This is a genomic window from Rhodothermus marinus (assembly GCF_009936275.1).
GTDB lineage: Bacteria > Bacteroidota > Rhodothermia > Rhodothermales > Rhodothermaceae > Rhodothermus > Rhodothermus marinus_A.
Genome location: NZ_AP019797.1, coordinates 1459831 through 1472635, shown reverse-complemented (window position 1 = coordinate 1472635; position 12805 = coordinate 1459831). Strand labels below are relative to the sequence as shown.

At 64.5% G+C, this 12805-nt stretch carries 11 protein-coding genes; 4 read left to right on the top strand and 7 right to left on the bottom strand.

Annotation, left to right across the window (positions count from 1 at the left end; genetic code table 11):
* The first annotated feature begins 31 nt into the window (after positions 1-31).
* Entirely contained in the window at positions 32-763 is a 732-nt protein-coding gene (locus GYH26_RS06400) for a DUF72 domain-containing protein (protein WP_161540943.1), read from the top strand.
* A gap of 4 nt (positions 764-767) precedes the next feature.
* On the opposite strand, the gene GYH26_RS06395 is transcribed toward GYH26_RS06400, so the two are convergent.
* The 6 genes from GYH26_RS06395 to GYH26_RS06370 form a co-directional block, all read right to left on the bottom strand.
* The gene (locus GYH26_RS06395) at positions 768-1331 is read right to left on the bottom strand and encodes a Uma2 family endonuclease (RefSeq protein WP_161540942.1); all 564 of its coding nucleotides are present in this window, start codon (positions 1329-1331) and stop codon (positions 768-770) included.
* Between the two features lie 17 nt (positions 1332-1348).
* Positions 1349-1918: a Uma2 family endonuclease gene (locus tag GYH26_RS06390; protein WP_161540941.1), complete on the bottom strand. Its 570-nt coding sequence runs from the start codon at positions 1916-1918 to the stop codon at positions 1349-1351.
* A 154-nt stretch (positions 1919-2072) separates the two neighbouring features.
* Entirely contained in the window at positions 2073-2516 is a 444-nt protein-coding gene (locus GYH26_RS06385) for a plastocyanin/azurin family copper-binding protein (protein WP_014067171.1), read from the bottom strand.
* A 26-nt stretch (positions 2517-2542) separates the two neighbouring features.
* Positions 2543-3610, bottom strand: a complete 1068-nt coding sequence (gene nirK, locus GYH26_RS06380) for a copper-containing nitrite reductase (RefSeq protein ID WP_014067172.1) — start codon at positions 3608-3610, stop codon at positions 2543-2545.
* 119 nt (positions 3611-3729) lie between these two features.
* Positions 3730-4218 carry a SixA phosphatase family protein gene (locus GYH26_RS06375; RefSeq protein WP_161540940.1) on the bottom strand — a complete coding sequence of 163 codons (489 nt, stop codon included), beginning with the start codon at positions 4216-4218 and terminating at the stop codon, positions 3730-3732.
* Positions 4219-4351: 133 nt separating this feature from the next.
* Positions 4352-5122, bottom strand: coding sequence for an NRDE family protein (locus tag GYH26_RS06370; protein ID WP_161540939.1), 771 nt, complete (start codon positions 5120-5122; stop codon positions 4352-4354).
* A gap of 90 nt (positions 5123-5212) precedes the next feature.
* Between GYH26_RS06370 and GYH26_RS06365 the strand changes: the two genes are divergently transcribed.
* Positions 5213-6406 (top strand): T9SS type A sorting domain-containing protein, encoded by a 1194-nt coding sequence (locus GYH26_RS06365; protein WP_242006624.1) that lies wholly within the window; start codon positions 5213-5215, stop codon positions 6404-6406.
* Here the strand turns inward: GYH26_RS06365 and GYH26_RS06360 are convergent.
* Positions 6403-7011: a tRNA (mnm(5)s(2)U34)-methyltransferase gene (locus tag GYH26_RS06360; protein WP_161540938.1), complete on the bottom strand. Its 609-nt coding sequence runs from the start codon at positions 7009-7011 to the stop codon at positions 6403-6405. The two genes, GYH26_RS06365 and GYH26_RS06360, sit on opposite strands and share 4 nt — an antisense overlap.
* 57 nt (positions 7012-7068) lie before the next feature.
* On the opposite strand from GYH26_RS06360, the gene aroB reads away from it, so the two are divergent.
* Positions 7069-8193: a 3-dehydroquinate synthase gene (aroB, locus tag GYH26_RS06355; RefSeq protein WP_174238460.1), complete on the top strand. Its 1125-nt coding sequence runs from the start codon at positions 7069-7071 to the stop codon at positions 8191-8193.
* A gap of 14 nt (positions 8194-8207) precedes the next feature.
* Positions 8208-12782 carry a translocation/assembly module TamB gene (locus GYH26_RS06350; RefSeq protein ID WP_161540936.1) on the top strand — a complete coding sequence of 1525 codons (4575 nt, stop codon included), beginning with the start codon at positions 8208-8210 and terminating at the stop codon, positions 12780-12782.
* The last annotated feature ends 23 nt before the right edge of the window (positions 12783-12805 follow it).

The window sequence follows — 12805 nt, the reverse complement described above, 5'->3', positions numbered from 1 at the left end:
TAGTCGGTTCCGGCCAACCCGACGTTTTTCCATGAACGGACGCGCCTGGATCGGTACCTCAGGCTGGGCTTATCGTCACTGGCGCGGCGTGCTTTATCCGGAAGAGGTGCCTTCGAATCAGTGGTTCAGCTACTACGCCCGCGAGTTCGACACCGTCGAACTTAACAACACGTTCTACCATCTCCCCCGCCCCGCTACCGTGCAGCGCTGGCACGATCTGGCCCCGCCAGGCTTTCGCTTTGCCGTCAAGGCCAGTCGCCTGATCACGCACCAGCGACGCCTGCGCGACTGCACCGAGCCGCTGCAGACGTTCTTTGAAACCATGACGCCCTTGCAGGAACACTTCGGGCCGGTGCTCTACCAGCTTCCACCCGGCCTGCACGCCGACCTGGAGCGTCTGGAGGCATTCACCGCGCTGCTCCCCGAGGGACATCTGCACGTCTTTGAGTTTCGCCATCGGAGCTGGTTCACCGAAGCTGTCCATAACTTCCTATTGGAGCAGGAGCTGATCTTCTGCATCCACGACTGGTCCCGGCTCGACGTGCCGCACTGGACGACCGGTCCGGCCGTCTACGTGCGCTTCCATGGCACGACCGGACGTTACGCGGGCGGCTACGACGAAGCCACCCTCCGGGAATGGGCCAACCGCATCCGCTACTGGCTGGACGAAGGCCGCGACGTGTACGTGTACTTCAACAACGATATCGACGGCCATGCCGTGCAGAACGCCCGCACGCTGAAAAGCCTGCTCGCCTCCGGATGAGCCTTTACGAAATCCCCAGGATGTCCTGTACCCGCAGCCGATGCGCCGGAAACGCCTCCGGTGCTACCTCTTCACCGGGCTCCAGCCGCCAGACCTCCCGGTAAGCCTCCCCCTCCGGCAACCGGTGCACCCACAACACCTGCCCTTCCACATCCACCACCCACACCTCCGGCACACCCGCCCGTGCATAAAGTGGCACCTTCACCTCCCGATCATAGGCCAGCGACGTCTCCGATACCTCCACCACCAGCAACACCGCCTCCGGACCCGGATGGCCCGACGCGTAGTAGTCCGACCGCCACCGCAACAACGACACGTCCGGATACACCTCCGTCCGATCATCCAGACGCACGGGATTCTGTACCCAGACAATGGCCCGCTCCTGCAACGGCACAAAGAGCCGCGTCAGGCGGGCAACACAGGCGGCGTGGCGGCTTCCGACGGGACTCATCCGGACCAGCTCGCCTTCGATTAGCTCCAGACGATCATCCTCCCGAAAGATACCCACCTCGCCCATCCGGTGAAACTCCTCCACCGTGAACCGATAGCGCGTCAGCAGCTCCGCCATAGTTTTTCGCTCTGCCCTCAGGAAATCCCCAGGATGTCCTGTACCCGCAGCCGGTGCTCCGGAAACGCCTCCGGCGCCACTTCCTCCCCGGCCTCCAGTCGCCAGACCTCCCGGTAAGCCTCCCCCTCCGGCAACCGGTGCACCCACAACGCCTGACCCTCCACATCCACCACCCACACCTCCGGCACACCCGCCCGTGCATAAAGTGGCACCTTCACCTCCCGATCATAGGCCAGCGACGTCTCCGACACCTCCACCACCAGCAACACCGCCTCCGGACCCGGATGACCCGACGCGTAGTAGTCCGACTGCCACCGCAACAACGACACGTCCGGATACACCTCCGTCCGATCATCCAGACGCACGGGATCCTGAACGCCAAGCAAAACCTTTCGGCCTGCCTGAAGCGGCAGAAAGAGATCGACCAGCCGCTTGACACAGGCGGCGTGACGGCTTCCGACGGGACTCATCCGGACCAGTTCGCCTTCGATCAGTTCAAGGCGGTCATCTTCCTGAAAGATACCCGCTTCGCCCATCCGATGAAATTCCTCCACCGTGAACCGATAGCGCGTGACCGTTTCGGCCATGGCCCTGCGCCTTTTGCTCCTGGTTATTCCTGATATGCCTGCATCTGTCCGGCGTTTCCGTAAAATCGGCCCCCAGAAGTGGCCGGTATAAAGAAAAAGGGCGGACGCCTCGGCGTCCGCCCCTGCCTGATCGCTCAGGCGTGCACCTCCCCCATCAGCTGGTGGCCTTTCCGGAGACGACCATCACGCCCTGCATCAGGGTGTAGTGTCCGGGGAAGGTGCAGACGTAACGGTAGCGGCCGGGTTTGTCCGGCGCCTTGAAGGTCACCTCCACGGTCTCGCCAGGCTGGGCCACCTTCGTGTAGGCCAGAATGGCCGGATCGTCCGGCACGTAGTCCGGGTCCGAGATGGCGGCCGTGCCCACCCGGTTCACCACGTTCGGACTGTCGGTGTTCAGCACGACCACGTTGTGCGGCATCACCTTCGCCGTGTTCTTGAAGATGAGCCGCACGGTCTCGCCCGGCGCGACCGTGAACTCGGTCACCTTGAACTTCAGCTCGTCGCCGACCGGCTCGATCACGATCTCTTTGACCGGCTCGGCCTGGACCCGGAGTGCCAGGAGCACCAGGCCCACCAACAACAGGCTACGACGCATCATGATTGTTTCCTCCTTGGTTCAGGGTTTCAGGCGGGGTTGGGATTGTAGATGTCCGGCTGCTCGGGACCTTCCACCTCCAGCACGGCCAGCAGGCCCTTGCGCGCCACACGCGTGAGCGCGTGATCGACGAACTTGACCGGGCCGGGCACCGGCAACCGCATGTGGAAGATGCCGCAGCTGCCCGGCGGGATGGCCACGGTCTGCGCATTCCGTTCGGGGTTGTTCAGGATGGCCCCTTCGCGCCAGACGTAGGAAAGCACGTTGCCGATCGGGTGGAAGTTGCTCGTCAGATTCGGACCACCGACCGCCAGGAAGATCCGGACCGTCTCGCCCACCTTCGCCTTCATGGCGCCGTAGCGATCGGCCGTCAGGCCGTACTTGGCACCGTTGAAGAGTACGTAGGTGGGTTTTTCTTCGAAGAGCTTCTCGAAGTCAAAGTTGTGATGGCCCGGCTCGCCCGGCTGCTTGTCGGTGTAGAGCTCATGCTGCCCCAGGTAGAACTCCCGGTCCACCGGCGGCAGGCCTTCCGGCGGCTCGACGAGAATCATCCCGAACATGCCGCTGGAGATGTGGAAGTCCATGTCGGGCACAGCGCAGTGGTAAACGTACGCGCCCGGATACAGGCAGCGGAAGCGAATCGTCTTCGACTGGCCGGGCGCCACCAGCGTGTGCGCAGCACCACCACCCGGACCGTAAACGGCATGGAAGTCCACGTTGTGCGGCATGCGGTTCGACGACGGATTCTCGATGGTCAGGTTGACCACGTCACCCTGCCGCACGCGGATCATGGGGCCGGGGATCTGGCCGTTATAGGTCATGAAGTTGAAGGTCACACCCGGTTCGATCTCGGCCACGACCTCCTCGACGCGCAGCGTGATGTCGTGCGTGATGGGCCAGTCCCGATGGATCGGCGGCGGAATGTCGGCGGGATCGGCGGCCACGCGCTCGACACGCCGCCCCATGGGTCCCGTAACAATCCGGCCGGAACGACCACGACCTTCGGCTTCCAGCGAAAGGCCCGAGGAAGTGATCAGTCCACCGGCGGCGGCCACGCCCAGGCCTTTCAGAAAGTCACGACGCGAGCTGGCTTTCATGGCAGGTAGCAGGTTTGGTTGTTGGTGACAGCATCAATTTCGACTAAATAGTACTTTATCTAAATAAAGACAGAAAGGAGACCCCATGAAATGGCGGCCAAGGTTCGTCGAAACCTCCGTCAACCGGTTTGCCCGGTCATAACAGCCGCCAGCCAGGCCGGATCGTACAGGCCATGCAGCGTCCCGGCTCGTTCTCGGAGCGCCGGCGTCTCGACGACGGCCAGGCCTCCGGCGGGCAATCGAATGGCGGCGCCGGTCAGCCAGCGCACCAGCTCGCCGAAGTCGGGCTGATGGCCTACGACAAGTACGGTTTCACCAGGGGCGTAGGCCTGAATGAGCGCTTCCAGTTCGGCCGGACCGCACCCTGGAGCCAGCAGCCGGTCTTCAACGACGGGCACGCCCAGCGCTTCGGCCACCGCCTGCGCCGTCTGCACGGCGCGGCGGTACGGACTGGTGTAAACGGCGCCCGGTGCCAGTCGAATACGCCGTAGCGCTTCCCCCATCTGACGGGCTACCTGCTGACCGGCTTCCGTGAGCAGCCGCTCGGCGTCGGGCTGACCGGGCGCGGCCGGATGCGCCTCGGCATGACGCAGCAAGCAGAGTCGCATGGTTTGCTCCGTTACAGGTTGCCAGGTAAGACGGTCCTCACCGATACCCGGATCTGCACCTGATCGTTACCGGAATTTACGGGCGGCGCGCCTGTGCGCGTCCACCGTTGCTTCTATAAACCATCAGCACCCTTCAGTCTGCCGGGCATTTCACCCGGTAGGTGCGGGTTTCGAGCGGACGGCCGCCCGGCCCATAAGTGCGTTCGGAGAACATGAGCGTTCCGTCTTTGTCCCAGAGCAGTACGGTCGAGCTGCGCGTGCCGTAGACGGGGGTCGCGACAAAGATGGCGGAAAGCCGACGCTCCCATTCCAAGTCCAGTCCGGTCCGTGGCAGCGTTTCGTCCGGCGCCGGCGTGCGGTCGGCCAGCAACGCCAGCAGCGCCTCCGGGTCAATTGATTCATCCTGCAGGATCGCCTCGAATGCCGCCAGTCCCCGGGTTACTTTAGGCCAGCGCGTGCCCAGCAGGTGATTGCTCAGGCCGTAAAGGCCGGGCGCCAGCACCCTGACGCCGTCGCTTCGGTTCGAGCCGTAAGCCAGCGTCTCGGTATCTCCCACAAGCAGGTTGAAGCCGTTGTAGGCATGCCCTTCTGCCAGCACGCGCTCAAGGTAGGCCACGGGCGGTTCGCCGCCCCGTAGAAAGTCACGCGTCAGCCAGCCGCGCGAGCGGCGACCGACCGCCCGTCGGTCCGGCTCCCGGTAGTTTGTCACCAGCGCCAGGCGCCCCCGTTCGGAAACGCCCAGCCAGGTCCCCCCCGCTTCCAGGTCGCGACCGGCCAGCACGTCGGGCGCCTCCGGCCACCGATGCACGAGCGCCGACGGCCGCGCGTAGAACTCGTCCCGATTGGCCGCCAGCACCAGCCGATAGCGCGGATGCCGGTAATAGGCCCAGAGTACCAGACACATCCTCTTTTTTATTTGAACCTTCATTTTTATTTGAACCTTCAGACGTATTTTTTACACATAACATAACGACAATCTGTCTTCAAAGCAGCCATGCGTAACAGGTACGGTGTTCTGCCAGGCGTGCTGCTTACCATTGCAGCGGTGCAATTATCACTGGCCCAGCAGAGTCCGTTCACGTTGAATGCCGACAATTACCAGGTCCTGATCGGGAAGGCCTACAGCAGCACGACCTACAACGTCGATTTTGGCGACACGCAGGACGAGCAGGCTCAGACGCGACTGGCCCTGCAGGCGCTGATCGACAAAAGTGGCCCTTCGCAAACCTGGGATTTTACAGGCTTAAACTTCCAGGAGCCGGTTACGTCCTCGATTCCCTATCTGCCCTATGAGAACAGCCTGCCGGGTGCTGACGTGTTCACCGAGGCGGATCATGCCGTGTTGCTCGGCGCCTACATCTACGGCAGCCTGATTCAGGACGACGGCAACTACTACTATGGCCTGGCGGCCGACGACTCGACGCTGTTGTTGCCCGAGCCGTTTCCCTGGCTGAAGTTTCCGCTGACCTACGAGACGAGCTGGCAGTGGCCCTCGTCGCCAGCGACCAACCTGGAGGTCATCGCCCGGTTTCTGGCCGCCATCACCGGCGACAGTACGGCTATTCAGACCTATGAACAATACCGGGACCAACTGCAAAACGCTACGGTCCAGATTTTCTGGACGGTGGACGGCTACGGGACGCTGATCACGCCCGCCGGCTCGCGCGAGACGCTGCGGCTCAAGCGTACGGTGCGCGTCAGCGGCGTGACTGGCTTCAGCCAACCGCTGGACATCTTCATCAGCTACATGTGGCTTTCCGAAGACTGGCTGCAGGCAAACCCGGCTTCAATCATCCAGGCCGAAATCGGCACCACGCTTTCTGTTTCAGGAGGCTTTCCACCGGTCTTCACCCAGGTCCCCAGCGGTGCCTACTACAGCGTCTCGACGCTCCGACCGGTGGCGGGCGAGCCGCTTCCGGATGCGCCAATGGTAGTCCTGCGCGGCCCCTATCCCAATCCGCTCCGCGAGCATGCCATGCTGACGCTGACGCTCCCATCGCCGCAGCCGGTCTCGGTGCGCGTCTACAACCTGCTGGGGCAGGAAGTGGCGCGGCCGTTTGACGGGCTGCTGCCTTCGGGCACGCACCCTGTGTCCATTGATGCACATACCTGGCCGGCCGGCCTGTACCTGCTCCGAATCGAAGCCGGCACGCAGCACTGGACACGCCGGCTGGTGGTGGTGCATTAACCGGCAGGGCTCCGGACCACCACGAACAATTCCGGCGCCGGTCGGCGTCGGTTGCAGAAGGCATAACGGGCGGCCACGAAGCGGTCGGGGTCGATCGTTTCGGCCCATTGCCGCACGGCTTCGGACTCTTCGGCCCCGCCGGGGTGTCCCCGATAGGCCACCACGGTCAACACACCGCCGGGGCGAAGTAGACGAAGTGCCGCCTCAAGGGCGGGCACTGTGGTTTGCGGACGGGTAATGCAGGTGCGGTCGCTTCCGCCCGGCAGATAGCCCAGGTTGAACATGACCGCCCCGATGCGCCCGTGCCACGCCGCAGGCACTGCTTCGGCCATATGTTCGTGGCCCATTTGCAGCAGCGTCACACGTTCATGCAGTCCGGCCTCCTCCAGACGCCGGTGCGTCCGCACCAGTGCTTCTTCCTGAATGTCGAAGCCATAGACGTGCCCCTGCGGCCCAACCTGCCGGGCCAGAAACAGCGTATCGTGCCCGTTGCCCACGGTCGCGTCAACGGCCACCTCGCCCGGTTGCAGCACGGCCGCCACGATCCGGTGCGCCAGCGCCGTCCCTTCAAGAAAAAATGGCCGATCTGTCGAACTGCGCTGCATTTACGCTAAATTGCGGGACCAGCCGCCCCGCTGGTGGGTTTTCTTAAACGGAACGCATTGAATAACCCGAAAACCGTCGTCGTGGTCCATTACGTAGAGCTTCCGGGCGACCGGCGCTATCCGGTCGTGATCGAATCGCTGGCGGCGCTTCCGGCGTGGCTCGAGCGCGTCGGGCTGCGCCGCGGCCGCCTGCTGCTGGTGACCGATGAGCACGTGGCCCACCTGCACCTGGAGCCGCTCCAGGCGACGCTGGAAGCGGCAGGCTGGACACCCCACGTGCTGGTTCTCCCTCCGGGCGAACCTACTAAAGCGCTGCCTTACCTGGAACGCATCTATGACGAGGCGCTGAGCTGGGGCATCGACCGCCGAACCCCCATGCTGGCCTTTGGCGGCGGCGTGATCGGCGATCTGGCAGGCTTTGCCGCAGCCACATTGCTGCGCGGGCTGCCACTCGTGCAGGTGCCTACCACGCTGATCGCCCAGGTCGACAGCGCCATCGGTGGCAAGACCGGCATCAACCACGCGCGCGGAAAGAATCTGATCGGCGCCTTCCACCAGCCGGTGCTTGTGTTTGCCGACCCGTCGCTGTTGCAGACGTTGCCCGAACGCGAGTGGACCAGCGGCCTGGCCGAAGTGGTCAAGCATGCGCTGATCGGCGATCCGGCGCTGTTTGCCCTGCTGGAGAAGCGCTGGGCGGACGTAATGCAGCGCGACGCGGCGCTACTGCCGGAGCTGATTGGCCAGGCGGTCGCCGTCAAAATCCGGGTGGTCATGCAGGACGAACGCGAGGCCGGACTGCGGGCGATTCTGAACTTCGGACACACGTTCGGCCATGCCATCGAGCGCGTGGCCGGCTACGGACACTTCACGCATGGTGAGGCCGTGGCGCTGGGCATGCTGGCCGCCCTCTGGCTCTCGCACCGGAGACACCCGGACCTGCCCCTCGACCGCATCCGCACGCTGCTGCAACGCCTGCCGGTGCCCGGATCGCCCGACACGCTCGATTTCGAGGCGCTGCGCGAGGCCATGGAGGTGGACAAAAAAGCCCTGGCCGGGCGCTTGCGCTTCGTGTTGCTGCGCCGCGTAGGCGAAGCCTACCTGGCCGACGATGTAACCGAAGCCGAATTGCGGGACGCCTGGCAGTTCGTGCTGGAAAGCCACCGCGCGGCTATAACTTCCTGACCCCCCTGCCCGCCTTGCCCGTACGTGCGCTCGGACATATTGCCCGCCGATTGCTAATACTGGCGGCCGGTGTGCTGGCCGTCGGCCTGGTGCTCTTTGTAGCACTAACGCGCACGCGCGCCGGACGCGACTTCGTGCGCGCCCAACTGGAAGCGGCCTTCCGGGCGCATCTGGGCGGACAGCTTCGGATCGAGCGCCTGGACGGAGACCTGGTGCGCGGCCTGTACGCTACGCGCGTCCGACTCTACACGCCGGATGGCCGGTTGCTGCTGGACGTCGATTCGGTAGCGCTGCGCCCTTCCTGGCGAATGCTCCTCAGCCATACGCTGGCCTTCCGGCGCGTGGAGCTGTTCCATCCCCGACTTTTCCTGCGCTATGAGAACGGTCAATGGAATTTTGCCCAATGGCGCGACACGAGCGCTGCGCCTTCTGAAGCCCGCTGGGGGCTGGTCATTGCCGACCTTTATCTGCATAATGGATCCATCGAGACAGACCGCACGGGCCCGCCGCCTGAGCCGGTACGCCGAGGGCAACTCTTCGACTTTACGCAAACCCGCCTGGACAGTCTGACGCTGCAGGCCACGCTGGAATACCATCCAGACCGGCTGCTGCTCGATCTGCTCCGGCTCGACGCGCATCTTTCCCATCCCGACCAGCGCCTGCGCCATCTATCCGGTCAGCTTTTCTACCAGGAGGGCCGGTGGCATCTGCCCCGGCTGGAACTGGCGCTGGGCAACACCCTGGTGGCGCTCAGTGGCCAGTTCATTCCACGCACGCCGTTTGCCGAATCGGCCCTGCAGCTCGAGCTGGAAACCGGCACGCTCGACTTTGCCGAACTCCGCCGCCTGCTGCCCGGCCTCTCGTTGCACCAGCCCGTCACAATTGCCGGGCGGGTGCATGGCACGGTCAACGGGCTGGTGCTGGAGCAGCTGGAGCTGGCCGCTACTGCCGGACGCCTGCACCTGGAAGGCACGCTGCTGGGGCTGCCCGACTCGCTGGATTTCGACCTGCTTGCGACCGGCACCGGCCTGCAAACGGCCGGGCTGGTCCGGCTCTGGCCGACGCTTCCGCTTCCCGCCTCCCTGCAGACCCGCACTCCGCTGGCCCTTCGCGCGGAGGCACGCGGCCTGATGCGCCTGACTTCAGGCCCGACGCTTCGCCGGTTGGAAGGAAGCGTGCGTCTGCGCGGTCTGCCCGGCACGCTGGAAGGGCCGTTTCGGCTCGTACGAAAGGCTTCCGGAGACGCACCGGCCTACGAGGCCCACCTGCAACTGCGCAACGTGCAACCTGCCCGGTTGTGGAAAGGTGGTCCGCCGTCCATCCTGCTCAACGGCCTCGCCGAAGTGCACGGTCAGGGCCCCCGCCAGTTCGACCTGCATCTTCGCCTGGATCCCCGGCCATTCGGCGGCACGGGCGACTCGCTACTTTTCACCCTCCAGCGAAGCGGGCCTCGCTTCTGGGCCACGTTCTCGCTTCCTCAGCAGGACGGTAACCTGACAGCCACCGCTTTCTACCGGTCCGATCCCGACAGCGCCCGCTTCTGGCTGCGCGCCGTGGCCCGCCGCTTCGATCTGGGGCCTTACCTTCAGCCCGACACGCTCCAGACCCGCATCGACGCCACCTTTTCGCTGGAAGGTGCCGGGGCAACCTGGCCCGAGCTGACGGCCACCGCCCACCTGCGACTCGACTCCTCCTATGCGCGACGTGCCGATCATTCCTGGCAACTTGCCCCTGCTTCGGCGCGCCTGACCCTGACGCCGGCCGATTCGTTGCAGCATCGGCTCCAGATCACCGGAGACCTGCTCGAAGCAGAGCTGCGCGGCCACCTGACCCCCGACCGGCTTGCGCCGCTCGTGCGCTACTGGCAACAGGCATTCGCCGCAGCGATCCATCGTCAGACCGAAAAACCCTTCTACCGACCGCCACGCCCTCTCGAACTCTCCCCGCCGGCTCTGCGCCCACAGCTTGCAGTCCTTCAGGGACGCCTGCAGGTGCGTCGGCTCGACTGGCTACAGCCGCTGGCTGGCCTTCCGGCGATTCGGACCGACCTGACGGCTACGCTCTGGACGCGGGCCGGAGCCGACACGCTTCAACTTGCGCTGGAGTGGCAGGCCGATACGCTCGGGATAGGCGCGCTGCACCAGGAAGATGTGCAGGGACGGCTGCAGCTGGCCACCGGGCGCCAGATCGACCGCTCGCTGGTGGGCCTGTTCGAATGGCAGAGCGCCCGGCTGCAGCAGCTCCGACAGATCCGTCTGGTAGGCTACTTTCTGCCGGAAGGTGCCCAACTCAGCCTGAGCAGCCGCCCCGATACGACCGGCGAGACGCTGCGGCTGACCGCCACGCTGGACCTACTGGATCGCTTCAATCGCCTGACGCTGCAGGAATTCTACTGGCAGGTCCGGGACTATCGCTGGCAGCTGACGCAGCCGGCCCGCATCGACCTGTATGCCGATGCCGCCGTACTGCATTCGCTGCTCCTGCGCAATCGGCCCGCAGCCGACTCGATCGCCGGCGAAATCGAACTGAAGGGCATGCTCTCCGCTCAGGTAACCGATACGGCTTACGTAACACTACGCAGCATTGCCCTGGAAGAACTCACCCGGGCACTGGGTCGCGCCCGCAGGCTCAGCGGCCAACTGGAAGGCCGGCTCAGTCTGGTCGGCACTTTCGGAACGCCCCAACTTGCCGGATTTCTGCACATCGATCGCCTTCGCTACGACCGGCACCCGCTGGGCACGCTGCGTCTGGTCAGTCATTACGTGCCGGGCTCCCCACAGGTGGCGCTGGATGTCCGGCTCGATCCGGATACCACCATCGACGCCGCCAATCGGCTGCACCTGTCTGGAACGGTCCGGCTGCCTTCGTCCGACGACGCCGGCCGGCTCGACCTGCGCCTGGAGACCACCCACGCCGATGCCTTCTTCTTCACCTATATCTTCCCCGACCTGATCGCCAACGTGCAGGGTTACTTTGCCGGCCAGGGCCGCATCACGGGCACGTTTCGACGACCGATCTTCAACGCCGCCATGCAGCTTAATGCAGGCGCCTTCGACATTCCCCGATTCAACCTGCACTACCGGATCGAAGGACCGGTGTCGGTGGACGAAGCAGGTTTTCTGCTGGAAGCCATGCGCCTGCAGGATCCGACCGGCGGCCAGGCCCGCGTCGACGGCCGCATCTTCTTCAACGAGTATCGCTTCTTTTCCTTTGACCTGACCGCCCGTCTGAATGGACTGCAGGTCATGAACGTCACCTACAGCCGCGATTTGCCGTTTTACGGAAAGATCTGGGGCCGTGGGACGTTTTCACTCAGCGGCCCACTCTACGGAGCGCTGCTGCAGACGGCTGATGCCGAGGTGCTTCCGGAAAGCGAAATCTACATTCCACTGGCCGAAAGCGGCACCGAGGCGGACGAGGCGTTCATCGTCTTCGCCGACTCGACCGGCCGCATCCCGGAGCGTCCGACGCGTCGCCCCAACCTGCTGGCCCGGCGCCCACCGGGCGAACGGTCCTTCCTGGACGGGCTGGATCTGGACCTGAACCTGCTGGCACCGCAGGGCACCACGGTTCGGCTGGTGATCGACCCGCTGCTGGGTGATGTGATCAACGCGCGCGGGAGCGGCCGTCTGCAGATCATTCGTCAGGAAGGCACCTTCCAGACCTTCGGGCAACTGGACGTGACGGAAGGCGACTACCTGTTCACAGCCGGTGAGATTTTCGTCCGGCGGTTTCTGATCGAAGGCGGCACGATCACCTGGGACGGCGATCCCATCAATGCCCGGCTCGACCTGCAAGCAGCCTATCGCACGCGGGCCTCACGGGCCGGCCTTCCGGGCACGCTGGGTCAGGGCACCGGCCTGATTCCGCTTGTCGTGCAGATGCACATTACCGGTCGCGTCGAGGCCCCACAGGTCAGCCTGCGTCTGGCCATCGACCGCTCCATCAACGAGCCGCTGGCCGGCTACGAAGGGCTCGAAGCGCTGCTCAACCAGCCCGAACGGGCTGCCGAGTACGCCACGAGCGTGTTGCTCACCAACTCTTTCTTGCTCACTACCGAACGCACCACCCCCGAAACGCTCACCTCGTCAGGCAACCAGCTTGCCTTCAACAGCCTCTCGCAACTCATCGCCAGCCAGCTCAACCGCTACCTGAGCCAGGTGCTACCCAACGTGGACCTGCTGCTGGGCGTGCAGGGCGAGGGGACCCAGCGTCTGGACGTCACCTACGGCATCGCCCTTCGGCTGCTGAACGAGCGTCTGATCATCCGGGGCCAGGGCGTCTACCGTGGCGAAAGCACCGCCGAGGGCCAGCAGAATCTGCTGGGCGAGTTTGTCGTCGAGATCCGGCTGACCCCCAGCGTGTCCGTGCAGGTCTTCTACCGGCGCGAGGATGACGTGCTCAACGACTACACGCTGACCAGCGTCACAGGCGCCGGTCTTTCCTACCAGACCGAATTTCCCACCTGGCGGCGTTTGCTGGATCGGCTCTTCGGCTGGCTGATTCCGGATCGCACGCTCCCGGAAACGCCGCCGCTGACTCGGGCCGGCAACAACTCGGAGCAGGCCGACGTTGAACAGCATCGCTAATCCTGAAAACCGACCCCTGCGAG